This window comes from Pseudomonas sp. IT-P260 (assembly GCF_949768395.1).
GTDB classification, from domain to species: domain Bacteria; phylum Pseudomonadota; class Gammaproteobacteria; order Pseudomonadales; family Pseudomonadaceae; genus Aquipseudomonas; species Aquipseudomonas parakoreensis.
Genome location: NZ_CATKPO010000039.1, coordinates 189301 through 209303 on the forward strand (window position 1 = coordinate 189301; position 20003 = coordinate 209303).

Consider the following 20003-nt stretch of genomic DNA (forward strand, 5'->3'; position numbering starts at 1 on the left):
CGCCGGACGAAGATTTACGTGAATGCACTGAAAAATCATCTAGCCTTGGACTCAGGCGCGGGCCAGTGGGGCGGTCGGTCGGTGTGTCGTTAACTCTGTTTCGCGTGAGGCCATGCCATGCAAGAGCAATCCGCGCCGATGCCGTCGCATCGCCCCACGGTGCTGCTGGTCGATGATGAGGAATCGATCCTCAACAGCCTGCGCCGCCTGTTGCGGGGGCAACCTTATGACGTCCTGTTGGCGACCAGCGGTGCCCAGGCGCTGGAGATGCTGGAGCAGCAGCCAGTGGATCTGGTGATGAGCGATGCGCGCATGCCGAACATGGATGGCGCCTCGTTACTGGCGCATGTCCGTCAACGCTATCCGGCGACCGTGCGCATCATGCTGACCGGCTATGCCGACCCATCGGCCATCATCAAGGCGATCAACGACGGGCAGATTCATCGCTACATCAGCAAACCGTGGAATGACGAGGAGTTGCTGCTGATCCTGCGCCAAGCGCTCGACCATCAGCATTCCGAGCAGGAGCGTCAGCGTCTGGAGCGCCTGACCCAGGTGCAGAACGACCAGCTCAAACTGCTCAACAGCACCCTGGAAAAGCATGTCGCGGCGCGTACCGCCGAACTGCAGCAGACCGCCGACATGCTCGATCTGGCGTACGAAGAGCTCAAACACAGTTACGTCACCGGCACCGAAGTGTTTTCGCTGCTGGCCAATCTGCGTCTGCCGCCTGCCAAGCAGACCAATCGGCAGATCATCGAACTGGTGCGCAGCTACTGCAAACAGCATGCTCTGGACGAGGCCACCAGCCGCGACCTGACCATGGCCGCCGCGCTGTACAACGTCGGCAAACTGAGCTGGACCGACGGCATGATGACCACGCCTTCGGATCTGCTGCGTCACACCGATCGCGAGCGTTATCGCAGCTACCCCAAGCAGAGCGAATCGCTGCTGATGACGCTGGACCCGATGAAGGACGCGGCCCGCCTGATCCTGCATCACCAGGAACGCTGGGACGGCAGCGGCTTTCCCGACCGGCTCAAGGGCGAGGCCATTCCGTTCGGTTCGCGCCTGCTGAAACTGGCGGTGGATTTCGTCGAATTGCAGCGCGGTCTGATCCTCGAACGGCATTTGAACAGTGACGAAGCGCTGCTGTACCTGCGGCAGTACGCCGGGCGTTTGTATGACCCGCAACTGATCGAAGATTTCATTCAGGTGTGCGCGGCATTTCTGGGCGACATCACCCTGGCCGACCCGACGGTCAAGGTCCTGACCACCCGGGACCTGGCGGCGGGGATGATTCTGGCGCGCAATCTCAATGCCGATAACGGCATGTTGCTGCTCAACGCCGGCAAAGTGCTCAGCGCGCTGTTGGTGGAAAAGCTGATTGCCTTTGAAGCCATGGAGGGCGGCAAGTACCAGATTTTCGTCAAGCTGCCGGAGGCGGATGAAACTGCGCTCAAGGCGTTGGGAGAGTGACCTGTGAGGTGACGTGATCAGCCCGGGCATGGGATCCTTGCGCTTTTTCCAGGCCGGTGGCTGACCCATGACCTCTGCATCCGTTGTCGCTCCAAACCTCATTCGTATTGCCGCTGCGCTGTTGCTCAACCCCCAAGGCCAGACCCTGCTGGTGCGCAAGCGTGGCACCACGGCGTTCATGCAACCGGGCGGCAAGATCGAGGCGCATGAGTGGCCGGTGCACGCGCTGGCCCGCGAGCTGGAAGAAGAGCTGGGGCTGACGATCGATCCGGCGCAGGCGTCTTTTCTCGGCCAGTTCTCGGCGCCCGCCGCCAACGAGCCGGGGTTTGTGGTGCAGGCGGAGATCTTTCAACTGACCATCGATGCCGATGTGACGCCCGCTGCCGAAATCGAGGAAGTAATCTGGATCGATCCGGTCAGTGATCCTGCTGTCGTTCTGGCGCCATTGACACGCGACCTGATCCTGCCGTTTTATCGCCACTCGCTGACCGCGATCGCCTGATCCCCCACGCACAGGATGTCCACCATGATCCCGCTTCAAGACCTGTTGATCTTCGCCGCCGCCGCGTTGTTGATGGTACTGACGCCGGGGCCGAACATGATTTACCTGATCTCGCGTTCGATCTGTCAGGGACGCAAGGCCGGGGTCACCTCGTTGCTCGGTGTGGTGGGTGGCTTCTTCGTGCATATGTTTGCCGCGGCTGCCGGTTTGAGCGCGGTGTTTCTGGCGGTGCCGATGGCCTACGAGGTACTGAAGTGGGCCGGTGCGCTGTATTTGCTGTGGCTGGCCTGGCAAGCGCTCAAACCCGGTGCGCGTTCGCCGTTCGAGGCGCAGCAATTGCCCCCGGACTCGTCGCGCAAACTGATCACCATGGGCTTTCTCACCAGTGCGTTGAACCCGAAGATTGCGGTGTTCTACCTCTCGGTGTTTCCACAATTCATCAGCCCCGAACACGGCTCGGTATTCACCCAGAGCATCCTCCTCGGCCTGACCCAGATCAGCGTCAGTTTCAGCGTCAATCTGCTGATCGCGCTGTTCGCGGCACACATTGCTTCCTGGTTCGTGCGCAACCCGACATGGCTGGCGCTGCAGCGTTACTTCATGGGGTTTGTACTCGCCGGTCTGGCGGTGCGCCTGATGCTTGAACAACGCAGGACCGCCTGAGCATGTGGATCGAACGCCTCGACGCCAGTCATGCGCTGGCTTACCGCGAGCTGATGCTCGAAGCCTACGACCGCCATCCGCAGGCCTTCACCTCCAGCGTGCGCGAGCGCGCGGTGATGCCGCTGAGCTGGTGGGAAGCGCGGCTGACCAGCAAGCTGGATGTGGTGCTCGGTGCGTTCGAGGCAGGCACACTGGCCGGCATCGTCGGCCTGGCGTTCGAACCGCGAGAGAAGGCCCGCCACAAGTCGACCTTGTTCGGCCTGTACGTCTCAGCCGATTTTCGCCAGCACGGCCTGGGCCATCAGTTGGCCGAGGCTGCCATCGCTGAAGCCCAAACCCATCCCGAACTGAAAGTCATCCAGCTCACCGTCACCGCCGGCAACGACGCCGCGTTCAACCTGTACCAGCGTTGCGGCTTCATCCAGTTCGGCCTTGAGCCATTGGCGGTGCGGGTGGGTGAAGACTACTTCGACAAGATTCACATGTGGCGCGAACTCTGATGCCACACTGAACCGGCTTCCACAAGAGGATGTGAATCAACGCACCGCGCTAACACCATCCAGCGTCGAGAACGAGGTGTCCTTGGCGGTCAGCAGGAAATCGCGCATGTACGGTGCATCCAGCATGTCCGCACGGATCGCGGCGTACAGTGTGGCAAACAGGCCTTTTTCGCCCAGGCGCTTGGCTTTTACATAGCCGCGCGAGCTGTATTCGTGCAGTGCCCAGTGCGGCATGCCGCACACGCCACGGCCGCTGGCGACCAGTTGCATCATCATCACCGACAGCTCAGAGGTGCGAACCTGCGCCGGTTCGATGTCGGCCGGTTCGAGGAAGCGGGTGAAGATGTCCAGCCGGTCGCGCTCCACCGGGTAGGTGATCAGCGTTTCAGTCAGCAGGTCCTCGGGGACGATGTACGGTTTGCTCGCCAGTGGATGCTGGTTCGCCACTGCGAGCATCGCTTCGTAAGTGAACAGCGGCACGTAGGTGATGCCGGCGATGTCCAGCGGATCGGAAGTCACCACCAGATCCAGGTCACCGCGGGCCAGCGCCGGCAGCGGGGCAAAGGCGAAACCCGAGGCGAGGTCGAGTTCGACTTCCGGCCAGGCGTCACGGAACTGGTCGATGGTCGGCATCAGCCACTGGAAACAGCTGTGGCATTCGATCGCCATGTGCAGGCGTCCAGCGGTACCGCCGGCCAGACGACTGATGTCGCGCTCGGCGGCGCGCAACAGCGGCAGGGTCGCGTCGGCCAGTTGCAACAGGCGCAGGCCGGCGCTGGTGAAACGCACCGGTTTGGTTTTACGCACGAACAACGGCATACCCATGCGCTCCTCCAGTTCCTTGAACTGGTGCGACAGCGCCGATTGGGTCAGGTGCAGGCGGTCGGCGGCATCGACCAGACTGTCGGCCTCGCGCAGGGCATGCAGGGTTTTCAAATGACGGATTTCAAGCACGGCTGGCCCCATGAGGAAAACTTGTGACAAATTCGAAGACGGTGAGTTTGTCTCATGTTGACAGTGCTGTCGACCACTCGAGCAGAAGCGGGGCATCGCCATGCCCCGCTTCTTTTCGCCCTAGAGGTCTGCGAAATGCCGGATACCCAGCGGTTTACCGATATCGCCGCGCCAGATCGCCTCGACCTGTGCACCGCTGGCGGCCTGAACCTGCTGCCATTGCAGGCCGAGGTTGCGTTGCTCCGGCAATTTCAGGTGCGCCTTGACGAAGTCAGCAAACGGCACCTTGTCCGAGGTGTAGTGAAAATGCGCGTACCACAGCGTGCGCGGCGGCGTGGAGGTGAGGTCGCGCACGGCGTATTCCTGAAGGAAATCCTTGCGTCCATCAGCCCTTTTGCCCAGTGCCCGCAGCGGACCTTCGCGGCGGATATCCACCACTTGCTGTTGCAGCAGATAATCCAGATAGCCTTCAGTGGGCGTCTTGCTGCGCAGTGACTGATCAATGCGCAGCGTACGCCCGGTACGGCGCAGTTCGCGGGCCTTGTCGTGCAGTTGCAGCACCACCGGTTCGGTCGGCGACAGTCGCTCGATGGCCTGGGCACGGGTGCTCAGTTCGGTCGCTTCGCTGCTGAGCATGTGTTCCAGATCCACCGGCAGCATGTCCTGGCGGGCATAGCCCTGCACCTTGTTGCTGTAAGCCGGAACAGCTGCCAGACGTTTGCGCGCTTCGACCAGCAGTGGCTGAACATCAGTTGGCAACGTTGCTGGCGTGGGGGCGGTGCGCACTTGCAGATGGTATTTGCCACTGGAGCGCGGCAGCCAGGTTTCGCGGAATCCGTCGATGCCTTCAATGGTGATGCGTTTTTCCCGGGTGCCGGCGTCGATGCTTTCCGTGCCGATCAGCAACTGGTTGTCCTCGGTTTCGAACAGTTGCTTGCCGCCAGGCTCTTTCGGCTTGATTGGCGCACGTTGTCTGATCGCATGCCGCGCCTGCGCTTCGACCTGGGTCAGCCCCTCGAGGAACAGCCCGACCTGTTCCAGATCCAGATGCTGTGCATAACCCAGTGTCCAGGCGTTCAGCTGACGACGGAAATCGGCATAGATCTGCAGGCAGTCCTCAAGGACCCGATTGCGCTGGACCAGGCTGGCGCTGACCTCTGGCAGGTGATGCTGGGTCAGCAATGCGCGCCCGACCTTGGTCCGGGCGTCTTTGAACTGGGTATGGAAATACGCCCAGGACAGGTCAGTGACCGCATCGTAGCGGGCAATGATTTCCAGCAGATGCGCAGTTCTCAGGTAGTGATGCGTGTGGTCTCCCAGGTCGCGGTTGATAGCGGCCATGTCTTTCGCCATCCGGGCTTTCTGCGCGCGGTTGCTGATGCGGTTGTTCCACAGTCTGGCCTGCTCGGTGATCGCATGCAGTTGATCGAACTCCTTGAGGAAATCCTCGCGCGCCCGCTTGCGCCGAGCCATGAGTGTGATATGGACGCTGGTGTGGTCGAAGGGCACGGCATCGGACTCGGCGACCAGTGCGTCGATCCGGTTCAGGTGTTCCAGCAAGCGGTCGCGGGCGACGGTGACGCGCTGCACGGCGCGGTCGACCACGATCCAGGCGCAGCGGCTCTGGATGGCTTCAATCTGCAGACGTTTGCGGCCGTGGCTCAGGGGCAGCAATTCGACAAGGTTGTCGTATTGGGCGATCGCGACGTCGATGTCATTCAGGCATGCTGCGTCAACGGCTGTCTGCAGGGGCCTGCGCTGGGCAATATCGAGGTTCTGATAGTTTTCCAGCAACTGGTTGGTGGCGCGGGTCTGAGCATCGAGGCGCCGGGTGTAGTTGTCGGCGGTGTTGGTCAGGGTCATTTGCCGGCGCAATTGCCGATCGGTCCACCAGCGCGGTAGCCACTGGCGGATCGGCGCAGGCCATAGCGGATCCAGGCCGTCGACCAGATGTCCGAGCACTGCGCCGCCGCCAGGACCGCCACCGTCCATTACCGTGCCGTGCACCGCATAGTGGGTGTTCCACTGGCCGCTGTCGTCGAGGGCGATCGGTTGTTTGTAGCCGCGCATCCATGTGCCGTAAAGCCTCCAGCCACGCGGTGCATCGCTGAGCTGAACCCGATAAATGCGGCCCTGACGAACGATGAAATCGCCATCGGCGTGACGGTAGACGTTGCGATAGACACCGTGGGTGGCCGGATGCAGGCCGGCCAGGGAAATGTCGAATTCGTACTCGTAACCCTTGAAGCGGTCGAGCGACTGCCGGGCCCGTTGCCAGGACGACGACATGGTGGCGAATCCGCCCAGGGCCGCGCGTTGCCGCTGACGGGTGGCCAGACGTGCTGCTGCGGGGGCCGAGACGGTTCCGGGCAGCACATCCATTGCCGCGTCGATCAGTGACAGCAGCACTGCCTCCACCTCCGCCAGACCATGCCCGAGCTCGCCGCGCAAGAACGCCGCGACGGCCAGATTGGCGCTGTTCCAGGCGTCATACAGGGCCACTGCCGCCCCCACGAACGGCACCATGCCGATGGCCATTTTCAGATAGTTGAACAACGCCCCGGATTTCAGTGCACAGCGTTCCAGATACAACGCATCGTTGGAACGCGAACTGCTGCGATGGGCTTCCAGCAATCGACCCATGTGCACGTTCAATAGATGAATGGCCAGCGATGTGGTCGCCGGCCAGGCCATTCCGACGCCGATCAGAGCGTCGAAATTGCGCAATTGCGCCTGATTGATACGGCTGACATGGCTGGCAAAATCGCCGCCCACGGCGCGTCCGGCCAGGTAATTGAACATTTTGCTGTCCATACAACGCCTGAACAGATCCATTCGCGCCTGTTCCAGCGTCGGGTACTGCCGCAGGAAGATGGCGTCGGTGCTGTCGGGCAGGTAGAGCAGGGTCAGGCCACTGTTCTGTTCGACAATGAACGTCAGCCCGGCGAGCGTGCTCGGTCCCTGATGCGCGGTGTCCTCTCCACCAACCGTCAGGTGCACCGGCAGCAGCGCGATGCGCTTCCCATCAACGGCATACGCCTGGGGTGAAGTCGCATCGATGGCGACCTTCAGTACGGCATGGCCGGCACTGTCGATGTGCCGTTGCAGCAGGGCGAATTCACCTTGCAACCTGAGCATCAGCCGCCACGGCTCGCTCAGGCATTCGCGGCGCCAGGCCTGCTGAAACGCAGGCTCTGCCGGCGCGCCGAAAAACACCTGGCGAATCTGTTCTTCGTAACGTCCGGGCAGATCCAGCTCTGTCACCAGTTTGCGCAAGTAGTCCGGGTTGAGCCCGGCTTCGACGCGCTGCCGATCGGTTTCGTCCTCGGCACGGATCCTGGCCTGCATGAATGACAGGCGCCACCACATGGCCTGATCGATGTTGTGCTGTGCCAGTTGTTCGAGGGCGAGAACGCTGCGCTTGTCGCTCGGTGTCAGGACATTGCGTTGCGGCGTGCCAGGCGCAGCCCCTTCCATCACGGTTTTTTGCCAGACCGTCGAATCGGGCAGATCGAGGCCCACGCTCACGCTTTGTTTGAGTGCGAAGTCCGCGCGCAAGCGGGCTTCGATGCGTTTTTCGGCGAACGCCTGACGCGACGGCAGCTCCCGTTCGAGCAGCGCATGGGCGCGATGCATGGCGCCGAGGTAGTGGCTGATCAGCGCTTTGATCGTGGTACGACGCGCCGCGTCGAGGTTGTCGAACCACTCGGGCAGGCTGCCGGCCAGCGCGGCACTGCGGTCTTGCGTCTGGCGTTCGGCAAATGCCTGTTCGCGAGCCTGCGCGATCGGCACGGTCAGGCGTGGCAAGTGTTGTTCGCGCAACTTTTCCATCTCGGCCTGGCGCTCGCCGGCTCGGCCGGGCAGCGGGTTGTCGCGCAGGATCTGCGCGGCCTGTTGTTCGCATTGATAGAGCTGCTGATCGAGTGACCAGGCGAGCGGGTCATCGGTCAGTGGTGTCAGGTGCAGGGTCAGTCCGCCGTCCTGGGGCGAGCGTTTGAACACGTTCTGCTCCAGTGCCGCACGCGAAGCAAAACGTTGCAGGCCGCCAAACTCGCCGGGCCAGTAAAGCAGCAGGCTGTCGGTGGAGCCGGGGGCCAGCGCTGCGGGGGGGGCGATGATCAGTACACCTGGCAGCTCCTCGACGACGGTGATGTTGTCGTCTGTCGTTGCCAAGGATATGCAGGCGATGACCCCGTCCGTTGGCGGCAGGTGGTGTCCCGGTGCGTCCAGCATTGCGATGACTCGCCGATGTTCGGCGACGGACAGTTGCTCCAGCGTCCGTTGCAGTTCGACCTCCGCGCGCAGCCCTGCGATACGCGCCTGCAGCAGGGCCTGGTAATGCTCGTTTGAGCGGCGGCGTAACTCGAGCATGGTCAGCGGATTGTGGCTGTCGAGCAGGGCCGATGCCGCGTCATGACTGGCCTGCTGAGCCTCGCTCAAGGCGACGAGTCGTTGTGCCAGTTGTTGACGTTGCGGACTGTTCGGCTCGGCGTCACCAAACAAGCGGTCAAGCGCGCGCTGTTCAAGCGCCAGCGTCTGCCGGCGCAGATCCAGGGGAATGTCGGCCATCAGCAAACCGAAGGGCGCGACCTCATCGACGCTTGGCCCGGCACTTTGCGACAGAGCGGGCGTGATCGGGAAAAACTTGTCGAGTGCGATCCCGTTGTCGCCAGTGACGGGCGAACTCGACAGCAGCGGTTCAACGCCGCGCTTGAGCGGATCACTGCCGAATTCGATGAAGTCCAGCGAGGAGACTTGCAGTCGCTCCGGTTGCTGATCCGTCAGCCAGCGCTCAAGGTCGGCCTGTTTTTCGAAGCGGAGCAACGGTTGTGGGTGTGCGGGCAGGTAAAGCAGCAGCGTTTCCTCCAGCTGGAGCAGCAACGTGCCGTACAGGCGCAGCCGACGGTTATCGAGACGATTGAGTACCGGTTGCGCGACCCGCAGATCCGCCGCGACCTGGCTCGACGGGGTGAGAAGCTGCTCAAGCCTGTGGCGTTGTGAGGTGTCGAGCTTGCCTTCGGCAGCCGCCCATTGAAGCGCGGCCTCAAAGTGCTGCTGATAGAGACTCAAGGCATGCTCGCGTCGTGACAGCGCAGTGCCGGGCGCGCGGGCATCCCACCAGGCGCTTTCGGGTTGCCCGGGATGCTGGGCCATGAGGTCCAGCCATTGCTGGTGACAGTGGTTCAGACGAGCCGTGGCCAACAGGTGCAGATGTTGATCCACGTTGGGCTGTAGCCGCTGATCAAGGCCGAAGTCGGCTGTTACAAGGGGAGGCGAATGGGTCATGCGACAGGGCTCCAGAGGGCATGCAGACCGGGTGATTCCGGTTTTCATGCCTATTAGAGGCGCGCTGTCACAAGCCCATGCGGTACATGGTTATCGCTGGGTCGTGGTTTTGTTGCAGAGGATGTACAGACCGTTCCGGCCTGATTCGTTGTCGGAGAATGACCGCTCGGCAAACTTCATCAAACTGTCACGCAACTGTGGCAGCGCGCTTGAACAAACTTCATCAGACTCGCGCTCTACTGGGGTTCTGCGTTTCGGTGTTTTTTCATGCGTTTATTTTTTCTGTTGGCCGCGCTGTTGTTCGGCCTGCCGTCGATGGCGGCTTCGCGTTGCGACGTCAATGTACCGACCGAACGAGTCGATCTGGCCCAGGTGAGCCTGGCGTACCAGAGCATCGGCCGTGCTTCGGATCCGGCGTTGTTGCTGGTCATGGGTTTGGGCGGCCAGTTGATTCACTGGCCGGACGAGGTGGTGGTTGCGCTGTGTCAGCAGGGTTTTCGGGTGATCCGCTATGACAACCGCGATGTCGGTCTGTCGACCTGGCGGCAGGCCCCGGCCGACGCCAACCTGACCTTTGAAGTGCTGCGCTACAAGCTAGGCTTGCCGGTGTCGGCGCCGTACTCGCTGACCGACATGGCCGACGATGCGCTGGGGTTGATGGACGCGCTGCACATCGACCAGTTTCACGTACTGGGCGCCAGCATGGGCGGGATGATCGCCCAGCATCTGGCGGCGATGGCTCCGCAAAGGGTGGAGAGTCTGACGCTGATCATGACCAGTTCCGGCGCCGAAGGTTTGCCGGCGCCGAGTGCGGCGCTGGTGCAATTGCTGGCACGGCGCGGCGCACCGAATCGCGAAGTGGCGCTGGAGCAACAGGCCGATCTGCTGGCGGCGCTCGGTAGCCCGGCGGTTGCTGATGACCGGCAGGCGTTGCTGCATCAGGCAGCGGTGGCCTACGACCGGGCGTTCAACCCGGAAGGTGTGAAGCGCCAGATCATGGCGATCCTCGCCGAGCCGAGCCGGGTCACCTTGCTCAATCAACTGCGGGTGCCGACCCTGGTGGTGCACGGCACGGCCGATCCGCTGTTGCCGGTGATGCACGGCGTGCACCTGGCGGCGCACATCCGTGGCAGTCAGTTGAAGCTGATTCCGGGGCTGGCCCACCGTTTTCAAGAGGCGTTCAAGGCGCCGTTGCTGGCGGCGGTGTTGCCGTATTTGCAAGCGCATCGTGAAGACGCGTCGCACTGGGCGCAGATCGAGCCGGTGGCAAGCGGCAACCTCCTGTAGCTGAGGTTTTAAGGGGGTTGATTCGGGCCTCTTCGCGAGCAAGCCCGCTTCCACATTTGCTATGCGGTTTCCTTGTGGGCGCGGGCTGTGATCAGCTATGCACGCGTACCCACACCGAGACCAGCACGGTCGCCGCGATCAACCACGCGACCACCGCCACCGCCAGTGACGTCTCCAGGCGCATGCGGTCAACCATCACGTACAGCGTCGCCAGATAGATGAAGTACGGAATGATCGACCACATGCCGAAGACGATGGTCGCCTTCAGATCATCGACCGAACGGCCCTTGCCGACGATGTAGTGGGCAATCAGCGCGAAGGTCGGAAACAGCGGCACCAGACCGGCGATGTAATAGTTTCGGGTCTTCGACAGCGCGGCGAGAATCACCACCACTGCTGCGCCGAGGGCGGCTTTGAGAATCAGATCCATCAGTGGCTCAACCCGTATTTTTTCACTTTGTCGAACAGTGTGGTCTTGGCCATGCCCAGCTCCAGACTGGCTTGAGTCAGGTTGCCGCCGCTGCGTTGCAAGGCATCGTTGAGCAGGTTGCGCTCGAAGGCTTCCACCGCTTCGGCGAACGCCAGCCCCTGACCGCCGCTGCTGGCGCCGGACTTCTTGAACGCCGGCAGGCCGAGGGCAAAGCGCTCGGCGACGTTACGCAGTTCGCGCACGTTGCCCGGCCAGTCGTGGCTCATCAGGTTCGACAGGGTCTGGTTGTCCAGCTCGGGCAACGTGCGGTCGAAACGCAGCGCCGACTGCTGGGTGAAGTGTTCGAACAGTTGCAGGATGTCCTCACGGCGCTCGCGCAGCGGCGGCAGTTCCAGCGTCACCACGTTGAGGCGGTAGTACAAGTCGCTGCGAAACTCGCCGGCCTTGCTCGCTTCGTCGAGGTCGGATTTGGTCGCGGCGATCACCCGGCAATCCACCGCCACGCTCTGGTTCGAGCCGAGGCGTTCGAGGGTGCGTTCCTGCAATACACGCAGCAGTTTGATCTGCAACGGCAGCGGCATGCTTTCCACTTCATCGAGGAACAGCGTGCCGCCGTCGGCGTGTTCGATCTTGCCGATACGCCGTTTGCCGGCACCGGTGAAGGCGTTGGCCTCGTGGCCGAAGATCTCGCTTTCGAACAGGTTCTCCGGCAGGCCGCCACAGTTCAGCGCGACGAATTGCTTGGTGTGGCGGCGGCTGAAATCGTGCAGGCAGCGCGCGACCAGTTCCTTGCCGGTGCCGGTCTCACCTTCGATCAGCACGTTGGCCGAGGTGTCGGCGACGTTGGCGATCAGTTCACGCAGGTTCTGCATCGCGGGGGAACGACCGATGATCCGGCCTTCGAGGGAGTCGCGTTCGGCCAGTTGCCGACGCAGCGACGAGACTTCGCGGGCGAGGCTGCGTTGCTCCAGTGCGCGGCGGGCGACGTCGACCAGACGCTCCGGCGAGAACGGTTTCTCCATGAAATCGTAGGCGCCTTTCTGCATCGCACCGACCGCCATTGAGATGTCACCATGACCGGTGATCAGCACCACCGGCAGACTGCGGTCGCGTTGCTTGAGGCGGGTCAGCAGTTCCAGGCCATCGATGCCCGGCAGGCGGATGTCGCTGATGACGATGCCGGCGAAGTTGTCGCCAACCTGCTCCAGTGCTTCTTCGGCACTGCCGACACCGATGCAGGGAATGTCTTCCAGGGTCAGTGCCTGCTGGCAGCCGAGCAGCACATGGGGGTCGTCTTCGACGATCAGCACACTAAGGTCGTTGTTCATATTGGCTCGGCAGGAGTAGGGCTTACCAACGGTAAACTGAGGACGAAGGTGGTGCCACCGCTGGCCGGATGTTCGACACCCAGGTGCCCGCCGGTGGCGGCAGCGAGGCTGGCGGAGAGGGTCAGGCCGAGGCCCAGGCCCTGTTCGCCGGGTTTGGTGGTGAAGAACGGCTCGAACAGATGCTTGCGCGCCTCGGCATCGACGCCGTGGCCGTTGTCGCGCACCCGCAGACGATATTTGCCGTTGAACTCTTCACCCTCCAGCCACAGTTCCGGCTGCGGCTGCGCCTGCATGGCGTCGAGGGCATTGCCGACCAGGTTGACCAGAATCTGTTCGAGGCGGGTCTGGTCGATCTGCACTTGCACGTCGATGAATTGCCGATGCAGTTGCAGTGACGCGCTCTCGACCCTGGCACCCAGCACCTGCAGCGCGGCGTCCACCGCTTTGCCGAGACTGGCCTGGCCCTTGTCGTCCCCGCGTCGGGCGAACGAGCGCAAACTGGCAGTGATCCGGCCCATGCGGTCGATCAGGTCATTGATGGTCTTGAGGTTGGTGCTGGCGACGTCGAGCTGGCCGCGTTCGAGGAACCGAATGGTGTTGCCGGACAGGGTGCGCATCGCCGCCAGCGGCTGGTTCAATTCGTGGGCGATGCTGGTCGACATCTGGCCGATGGCCGCGAGTTTGCCGGCCTGCACCAGTTCGTCCTGAGCGCGGCGCAGGGTTTCTTCGGCTTGCCGTCGTTCGCGGATCTGGCTCTTGAGGCGCTCGTTGCTGGCGCGCAGGTCGCCGGTGCGTTCGGTGATCCGCCGTTCGAGTTGACTGTTGGCTTCCTGCAAGGCTTCGCGGGCGGCGAGGCGGGTGGCGATGACCTTGCGCCGCTCGTTCCAGGCAATCAGCAGAAACGCCACCAGAGCGAACGCCACGGCCACCAGAATGCCTTGGTTGATCGCTTCGCGGCGCAGGTCCTGCAACGGCGTGAGCAAAGTGAAATTCCACGGTGTGTCGCTCAGTGGCCGGGTCTGGGCCAGATAGCTGATGCTGTCGTCATCGGCGCTCACTTCGCTGTTGGCAGGGAAGGTCAGTTTCTCCACGCCTTCGGCCAGGGTTTCGCGGGCCAGTGGTTGCAATTCGTTGAGCGGGAACCAGTAATATTGCAGGCTGCGGGCGAGCTTCTCTTTGGTTTCATCGCTCAGCGGAACCACCGATTTCAGGCGCCGCGCCGGATCGCTGGAAAGAATGATGATGCCGTTCTCGTCGCTGACGAAGGCTTCCAGACGGGCGCGCTGCCAGCGTTCTTCCAGGGCTTCGAGACGCACTTTGACCACGGCGACGCCAATGATCTTGCCGTGCTCTTCCAAGCCGTGGGCCAGGTAATAACCGGGTTCGCCGCTGGTGCTGCCGATGCCGTAGAAACGTCCGGGCTCGCCGCGCACGGCTTTCTGGAAATAGGCGCGGAACGACAGGTCTTCACCGAGGTAGCTGTCGACGTCGCGCCAGTTGCTGGTGGCCATCACGCGGCCGGTGGTGTCCATGACATAGATGGCCCGACTGCGGCTGCGCCGGTTCAGGCCTTCAAGGTAAGCATTGACCGTTTGCCGGTGTTCCGGGGTCGGGTCGGCCAGCAATTGCGGGACGCTGGTTTCCAGTTCCAGCAGGCTGGGCAGGTAGGTGTATTTGCTGATCTCGCTTTCGACGGTGCGCGCGTGCAGTTCAAGCTGACGCTGGCCGTTTTCGCTGAGGCTGCGGATGCCGAAATGTTCACTGGTCCAGAAACCGGCGTAACCCAGTCCGATCATCAGCACGATGATCAGCGGCGGCAGAAACAGATGGCGAATCAGACGAGGCTTCACGGCAAGTGATGGCGGCGCTGCGCGATAGAGATTGGGGTCGCATTTCATCACAGTTGCCTTGGGTCAACCAGCATGGCTAACAGCATCCTGGTTTGTTCGAGCGCGGAACCTGTGGCGAGGGGATTTATCCCCGATCGGCTGCAAAGCAGTCGTCAAACCGGCAGATGCGGTTTGATTTTGAAATGCTGGGGTCGCTTCGCGGCCCATCGGGGATAAATCCCCTCGCCACAAAGCTCCCTCGCCACAGCGTTCAGTGTGTTGCTTTTAGTGCTGCAGGATTTTCTCGAGGAAATGCTGCGCGCGTTCGGAGCGGGCGCTGATGTCGCCGAAGAACTCCTCTTTCGGGCAGTCTTCGATGATCTTGCCGGCGTCCATGAAGATCACCCGGTCAGCCACTTTGCGGGCGAAACCCATTTCGTGGGTTACGCACATCATGGTCATGCCTTCCTGGGCCAGTTGCACCATCACGTCGAGCACTTCGTTGACCATTTCCGGATCGAGCGCCGAGGTCGGTTCGTCGAACAGCATGACGATCGGGTCCATCGCCAGCGCGCGGGCGATCGCCACACGCTGCTGCTGACCGCCGGACAGTTGCCCCGGGTGCTTGTGGGCATGCGCCGACAGGCCAACGCGTTCCAGCAGTTGCAGACCTTTTTTGGTCGCTTCTTCCTTGCTGCGGCCCAATACCTTGATCTGCGCAATGGTCAGGTTTTCGGTGATGGTCAGGTGCGGGAACAGTTCGAAATGCTGGAACACCATGCCGACGCGCGAGCGCAGTTTCGGCAGGTTGGTCTTCGGGTCGGCAATCGAGGTGCCATCGACGACGATGTCGCCCTTCTGGAACGGCTCCAGCGCGTTGACGCATTTGATCAGGGTCGACTTGCCCGAGCCCGATGGGCCGCAGACCACGATCACTTCGCCTTTCTTGACCTCGGTGCTGCAATCAGTCAGCACCTGGAAGTCGCCATACCACTTGTTGATGTTCTTGATGGAGATCATACGGCAAACCTTTTTTGCAGACGCTTGACCAGCAGCGAGGCGGAAAAGCTGATGATGAAGTAAACGACACCGGCAAAGATCAGGAACTCGTTGGAACGACCGATGATGTCGCCGCTGGAGCGGGCGGAGTTGAGGAAATCCACCAGGCCCACGGTGTAGACCAGCGAGGTGTCCTGGAACAGGATGATCGACTGTTGCAGCAGCAACGGGGTCATCTTGCGGAACGCCTGGGGCAGGATGATCAGACGCATGGTCTGGCCATAGGTCATGCCCATCGCCTGCGCGGCGGCCATCTGGCCTTTGGGGATCGACTGCACGCCGGCACGGACGATTTCACAGAAGTACGCGGCTTCGAACATCATGAAGGCCACGACGCAGGACGTGAACGCGCCGATCGGGGTGTCTTCGCCGGTGATCCAGCGCAGCACGAACGGTACCGCCAGGTAGAACCAGGTGATCACCAGCAGCAGCGGGATCGAGCGGAAATAGTTCACATAGGCGCCGGCCACGCGGGACAGCAGTTTGCTGGACGACAGGCGCATCAGCGCGAGGATCGTACCGAGCACGATGCCGCCGACCACGCCCATGACCATCAGCTTCAAGGTCATGAGCATGCCGTTCCACAGGCCCGGGATCGCGGGGATGATGCCGCTGAAATCGAAGTCCATTATTTACCCCCCACGGAGATCAGGCCGGGCACCGCGACTTTCTTCTCGACCATGCGCATCAGCAGCATCAGGCTCATGTTCAGGGTGAAGTAGATCAGCGTGGCCAGGGTGAACGCTTCAAACAGGTTGGCCGAGAATTCGGCGGTCTGTTTGGTTTGCGCCAGCAGTTCCATCAGGCCGATCAGGGACGCCACGGAGGAGTTCTTGAAGACGTTGAGGAATTCCGAGGTCAGCGGCGGAATGATGATGCGGTAGGCCTGGGGCAGCAGCACGTTCCAGTAGATCTGCGGCAGCTTGAAACCCATGGCGCGGGCGGCGGATTCCTGGCCCCGTGGCAGCGCCTGGATACCGGTGCGCACTTGCTCGCAGACCCGGGCGGCGGTGAACAGGCCCAGGCACACGACGACGCTCAGGTAGGCCGAGGTGGTCGGGTTCAGATCCTGTTTGTACCAGTCCTGCAGGTTTTGCGGCAGCAGGTCGGGCACCAGGAAGTACCAGATGAACAGCTGAACCAGCAGCGGCACGTTGCGAAACAGCTCGACGTAGCACGTCGCGATGCCCGACACGAGACGGCTCGGCACGGTGCGCATGACCCCCAGAATGGAGCCCAGCAGCAAAGCGATGATCCAGGCCACGACGGCGATGGCGATGGTCCAGCCCAGACCGGAGATGAACCAGTCGAGATACGTCTCGCTGCCCACGCCGGTGGACTTGAAGAACACGCCCCAGTCCCAGTTGTAATTCATTAGGGTCTCCCCTCGAAATCGATCGATGTACAAGCACCCGCTTGGGGAAGATCCTTTCCCGTCCGACGTTGAACGTCGGGCACACGCGATCGGCTCGGAAACCGCCTGGTCGAGTGTTCCACAGTAAAGCCAGCAGGTAGTAACAGACGTCTGAGGGAAGTTGCTCCCTCAGACGACAGGTTAGTCAGGAATCAGATTTTTACGTCAGGCGCAGGCTTGTCGCTCGGATTGGCGATCAGCTCTTTCACCTTGTCGCTCATCGGGAAGTTAAGGTTCAGGCCTTTTGGTGGAATCGGGCTCTCGAACCACTTGCTGTAGATCTTGTTGATCTCGCCGGACTTGAACAGGCCGACGATGGCGTCATCCACAGCCTTCTTGAAGGCCGGGTCGTCCTTGCGAACCATGCATGCGTAGGCTTCGAACGACTGCGGCGTACCGGTGATGATCCAGTCGGCCGGCTTCTTGGCCTTGGCTTCTTCACCGGCCAGCAGGGCGTCGTCCATCATGAAGGCAACGGCGCGGCCGCTTTCCAGCATGTTGAAGGATTCACCGTGGTCCTTGGCGGAGATGATGTTCATGCCCATCTGCTTGTCGGCGTTCATCGCTTTGATGATGCGCTCGGACGTGGTGCCAGCGGTGGTCACGACGTTTTTGCCCTTGAGGTCGGCGAAGTCTTTGTAGGACGGGTTGCCGTCCTTGTCTTTCTTGACCAGCAGACGGGTGCCGATTTCGAAGATGTTGACGGTGAAGTCGACCTGTTGGGCGCGTTCGGCGTTGTTGGTGGTCGAGCCGCACTCGATATCCGCGGTGCCGTTCTGGATCAGCGGGATACGGGTTTGCGAGGTCACCAGGTTGTACTTGACCTGCAGGTCTGGCTTGTTCAGGTCTTTTTTCAGGGCTTCAACGATGGCCACTTGAATGTCGTGGGAGTAGCCCACTGGCTTGCCGGAAGCATCCGCGATGTAGGAAAACGGGATGGAGCTGTCGCGGTGAGCGAGGGTGATGGTGCCGGAATCGTTGATTTTCTTCAGGGTGCCGGTGAGTTCGGCGGCGAAAACTGGTGTGCTGATCAGAGCGGCCGCAATGGCTGCGCCCAGGATAGGGGGAACGATGCGCATCAAATTTTCCTCGAATTGTTTTTTTTATGGAGCCAGTTCGTCGGCCCTTTTGTGCTTCGAATGCCTGACGGCTCCTGAAGTGTTGGCACGGCAGGCATTCGTCGAGAGAGTGTAGAGCATGAGTCGTGCCAGACCAGTTGCGGTGGATCAACTGATTGATTAATAAGGAAATTAAAGTTTTTGGGTGGTGTTTTTTGCTGGAATTGATCCGGTTATCCGAATCGACCGGGAGGTCGCGTTCGGAAAGCCGAACGATCTATCGTCGGTTGTTTTCGGCAGCGCGACCTTTGTGGCGAGGGAGCTTGCTCCCGCTGGACTGCGCAGCAGGCCCGCTTTTATGAATGGGGCCGCTACGCGACCCAGCGGGAGCAAGCTCCCTCGCCACAGGTAAAGTGGCCGGCCCGGATAAACAAAAAAGCCCCTGAATCGTGAGATTCAGGGGCTTCGTTTCAAGCGCTGTAAACGTCAGGCCGCTTCAGTCTTGCGGTTCTGCTCGACCTTGCCCAGGTAGGCCGCCAGTTTCTCCTGCTCGGCCGGGGTGGTGAACAGGCCCAGTTTGCTGCGACGCCACAGAATGTCGTGCGCCGTGGTCGCCCATTCTTCGCTGCACAGGTAGTCAACCTCACGGGTATAGAGCCCGCCGCCGAGGTGTTCGCCCATGTCGGCCAGCGTTTCCACGCCTTCGAGCATGCGCCAGGTGCGGCTGCCATAGGTGGTGGCCCAGCGGCGAGCGATTTCGCTCGGGACGAAGTCGAACTTGTCGCGGACCTGTGCGCTCAAGGCTTGTGGGGTGGTCATGTCTTCACCGCCGGGCAGGGTCGCGGTAGCGGTCCAGCTCGGGCGCATCTGGGTGAAGTACGGCATCAACTGGGCCATTGCCGACTCGGCGAGTTTGCGGTAGGTGGTCAGCTTGCCGCCGAACACCGACAGCAGCGGTGCCTCTTCGCCACCGCCAGACAGGGCCAGGGTGTAATCGCGGGTCACGGCCGACGGGTTATCGGATTCGTCATTGCACAGCGGGCGCACACCCGAGTAGCTGTGCTGAATGTCGTCGCGGCTGATCTGCTTCTTGAAGTGGGCGTTGACCACTTTCAGCAGGTAATCGGTTTCGCCGTCGGTGATTGCCACTTTCGCCGGATCGCCGGTGTATTCACGGTCGGTGGTGCCGATCAGAGTGAAGTGGTTCAGGTAAGGAATGGTGAAAACAATGCGCTGATCTTCGTTTTGCAGGATGTGTGCGTGATCGCCTTCGTACAGTTTCGGCACGATGATGTGGCTGCCCTGAATCAGGCGAATGCCGTACGGCGACTCCATCTTCAGGTCGTCACGGATGAACTTGGCGACCCATGGGCCGGCGGCGTTCACCAGCGCTTTGGCGGTGATCGAAAACAGGCTGCCATCGGCGCGTTCCAGGTTCAGGTGCCACAGCCCCTTGGCGCGGCGGGCGCTGACGCAACGGGTCTGGGTGTGAATGTGCGCGCCGTGTTCACGTGCAGCCATCGCATTCAACACAACGAGGCGGGCGTCATCGACCCAGCAGTCGGAGTATTCGAAGCCTTTCTTGATTTCGCTTTTCAGTGCGCTGTCGGCGCCGAACTTCAGGCTTTTCGAACCTGGCAGCTTTTCGCGCTTGCCGAGGTTGTCATAAAGGAACAGGCCCGCGCGGATCATCCACGCCGGACGCAGGTGCGGGCGGTGCGGCAGCACGAAACGCATTGGTTTGACGATGTGCGGCGCCTTGGCCAGCAGCACTTCGCGCTCGGCCAGCGCTTCACGCACCAGACGAAATTCGTAATGTTCGAGGTAGCGCAGGCCACCGTGGATCAGCTTGCTGCTGGCCGACGAAGTGTGGCTGGCCAAGTCATCCTTTTCGCAAAGGAACACCGAAAGACCGCGACCGGCGGCATCCGCTGCAATCCCCACGCCATTGATCCCGCCGCCAATCACGGCAACATCGTAGATCTCGGCAATCGGGGGCGTACGCAAGGTAGAGGTGGACATCGGCTGGCCTCGGGCTTTTTTGATTTTCTGTCTTGGAAATCGAACATAAATGTTCATTTGCGAAAATGGTAGCCCATAAAGACGCGCGCAGCCAGTCGCCTTCGATTGAAAAAACTCATCGAAGGGCGGCTAAAAGAAAATATTCGAACATTATTGAGGCAGGGATGCTCTCTGTGGCGAGGGGATTTATCC

15 protein-coding genes are annotated in these 20003 nt (G+C 61.5%); 5 read left to right on the forward strand and 10 right to left on the reverse strand.

Annotated elements, in window-relative coordinates; genetic code table 11:
• The first annotated feature begins 117 nt into the window (after positions 1-117).
• The 4 genes from ACM6HV_RS17330 (at position 118) to ACM6HV_RS17345 (ending at position 3144) form a co-directional block, all read left to right on the forward strand.
• The gene (locus tag ACM6HV_RS17330) at positions 118-1479 is read left to right on the forward strand and encodes an HD domain-containing phosphohydrolase (RefSeq protein ID WP_145594712.1); all 1362 of its coding nucleotides are present in this window, start codon (positions 118-120) and stop codon (positions 1477-1479) included.
• Positions 1480-1546: 67 nt separating this feature from the next.
• A complete protein-coding gene (locus ACM6HV_RS17335) occupies positions 1547-1981 on the forward strand; it encodes an NUDIX hydrolase (protein ID WP_145594710.1) in 435 nt (144 codons plus the stop codon).
• A gap of 24 nt (positions 1982-2005) precedes the next feature.
• On the forward strand, positions 2006-2644 hold the full coding sequence (locus ACM6HV_RS17340) for a LysE family translocator (protein WP_414904848.1): 639 nt from the start codon (positions 2006-2008) through the stop codon (positions 2642-2644).
• Positions 2645-2646: 2 nt separating this feature from the next.
• Positions 2647-3144, forward strand: a complete 498-nt coding sequence (locus tag ACM6HV_RS17345; protein ID WP_414904849.1) for a GNAT family N-acetyltransferase — start codon at positions 2647-2649, stop codon at positions 3142-3144.
• A gap of 36 nt (positions 3145-3180) precedes the next feature.
• Here ACM6HV_RS17345 and metR read toward each other — a convergent pair whose 3' ends face one another.
• The gene (gene metR / locus ACM6HV_RS17350; protein ID WP_047296309.1) at positions 3181-4098 is read right to left on the reverse strand and encodes a transcriptional regulator MetR; all 918 of its coding nucleotides are present in this window, start codon (positions 4096-4098) and stop codon (positions 3181-3183) included.
• A 120-nt stretch (positions 4099-4218) separates the two neighbouring features.
• A complete protein-coding gene (locus ACM6HV_RS17355) occupies positions 4219-9384 on the reverse strand; it encodes a dermonecrotic toxin domain-containing protein (RefSeq protein ID WP_414904850.1) in 5166 nt (1721 codons plus the stop codon).
• Positions 9385-9651: 267 nt separating this feature from the next.
• Here ACM6HV_RS17355 and ACM6HV_RS17360 point away from each other — a divergent pair, with 267 nt between their 5' ends.
• The gene (locus tag ACM6HV_RS17360; protein WP_414904851.1) at positions 9652-10671 is read left to right on the forward strand and encodes an alpha/beta fold hydrolase; all 1020 of its coding nucleotides are present in this window, start codon (positions 9652-9654) and stop codon (positions 10669-10671) included.
• A gap of 91 nt (positions 10672-10762) precedes the next feature.
• On the opposite strand, the gene ACM6HV_RS17365 is transcribed toward ACM6HV_RS17360, so the two are convergent.
• From ACM6HV_RS17365 to glpD, 8 genes are all read right to left on the reverse strand, one after another.
• Complete coding sequence (locus tag ACM6HV_RS17365) at positions 10763-11092, reverse strand: GlpM family protein (protein WP_414904996.1); 330 nt, start codon at positions 11090-11092, stop codon at positions 10763-10765.
• 8 nt (positions 11093-11100) lie between these two features.
• On the reverse strand, positions 11101-12429 hold the full coding sequence (locus ACM6HV_RS17370) for a sigma-54-dependent transcriptional regulator (protein WP_145594698.1): 1329 nt from the start codon (positions 12427-12429) through the stop codon (positions 11101-11103).
• Positions 12426-14327: a sensor histidine kinase gene (locus ACM6HV_RS17375; protein WP_414904852.1), complete on the reverse strand. Its 1902-nt coding sequence runs from the start codon at positions 14325-14327 to the stop codon at positions 12426-12428. Before ACM6HV_RS17375 ends, ACM6HV_RS17370 begins: the two co-directional genes overlap by 4 nt.
• Before the next feature lie 216 nt (positions 14328-14543).
• Complete coding sequence (locus ACM6HV_RS17380) at positions 14544-15278, reverse strand: amino acid ABC transporter ATP-binding protein (protein ID WP_042560754.1); 735 nt, start codon at positions 15276-15278, stop codon at positions 14544-14546.
• The gene (locus ACM6HV_RS17385) at positions 15275-15946 is read right to left on the reverse strand and encodes an amino acid ABC transporter permease (RefSeq protein ID WP_041068335.1); all 672 of its coding nucleotides are present in this window, start codon (positions 15944-15946) and stop codon (positions 15275-15277) included. Before ACM6HV_RS17385 ends, ACM6HV_RS17380 begins: the two co-directional genes overlap by 4 nt.
• Positions 15946-16692 (reverse strand): amino acid ABC transporter permease, encoded by a 747-nt coding sequence (locus ACM6HV_RS17390; protein WP_041068336.1) that lies wholly within the window; start codon positions 16690-16692, stop codon positions 15946-15948. Before ACM6HV_RS17390 ends, ACM6HV_RS17385 begins: the two co-directional genes overlap by 1 nt.
• 191 nt (positions 16693-16883) lie before the next feature.
• Positions 16884-17810, reverse strand: coding sequence for a glutamate/aspartate ABC transporter substrate-binding protein (locus ACM6HV_RS17395; RefSeq protein WP_145594695.1), 927 nt, complete (start codon positions 17808-17810; stop codon positions 16884-16886).
• Between the two features lie 465 nt (positions 17811-18275).
• Positions 18276-19811 (reverse strand): glycerol-3-phosphate dehydrogenase, encoded by a 1536-nt coding sequence (gene glpD / locus ACM6HV_RS17400; protein WP_414904853.1) that lies wholly within the window; start codon positions 19809-19811, stop codon positions 18276-18278.
• Between the last annotated feature and the right edge of the window lie 192 nt (positions 19812-20003).

Coding starts and splice junctions, on each gene's coding strand:
- ACM6HV_RS17330 (WP_145594712.1), top strand. CDS start 118: ATGCAAGAGCAATCCGCGCCGATGCCGTCGCATCGCCCCACGGTGCTG.
- ACM6HV_RS17335 (WP_145594710.1), top strand. CDS start 1,547: ATGACCTCTGCATCCGTTGTCGCTCCAAACCTCATTCGTATTGCCGCT.
- ACM6HV_RS17340 (WP_414904848.1), top strand. CDS start 2,006: ATGATCCCGCTTCAAGACCTGTTGATCTTCGCCGCCGCCGCGTTGTTG.
- ACM6HV_RS17345 (WP_414904849.1), top strand. CDS start 2,647: ATGTGGATCGAACGCCTCGACGCCAGTCATGCGCTGGCTTACCGCGAG.
- ACM6HV_RS17355 (WP_414904850.1), bottom strand. CDS start 9,384: ATGACCCATTCGCCTCCCCTTGTAACAGCCGACTTCGGCCTTGATCAG.
- ACM6HV_RS17360 (WP_414904851.1), top strand. CDS start 9,652: ATGCGTTTATTTTTTCTGTTGGCCGCGCTGTTGTTCGGCCTGCCGTCG.
- ACM6HV_RS17370 (WP_145594698.1), bottom strand. CDS start 12,429: ATGAACAACGACCTTAGTGTGCTGATCGTCGAAGACGACCCCCATGTG.
- ACM6HV_RS17375 (WP_414904852.1), bottom strand. CDS start 14,327: ATGAAATGCGACCCCAATCTCTATCGCGCAGCGCCGCCATCACTTGCC.
- ACM6HV_RS17380 (WP_042560754.1), bottom strand. CDS start 15,278: ATGATCTCCATCAAGAACATCAACAAGTGGTATGGCGACTTCCAGGTG.
- ACM6HV_RS17385 (WP_041068335.1), bottom strand. CDS start 15,946: ATGGACTTCGATTTCAGCGGCATCATCCCCGCGATCCCGGGCCTGTGG.
- ACM6HV_RS17390 (WP_041068336.1), bottom strand. CDS start 16,692: ATGAATTACAACTGGGACTGGGGCGTGTTCTTCAAGTCCACCGGCGTG.
- ACM6HV_RS17395 (WP_145594695.1), bottom strand. CDS start 17,810: ATGCGCATCGTTCCCCCTATCCTGGGCGCAGCCATTGCGGCCGCTCTG.
- glpD (WP_414904853.1), bottom strand. CDS start 19,811: ATGTCCACCTCTACCTTGCGTACGCCCCCGATTGCCGAGATCTACGAT.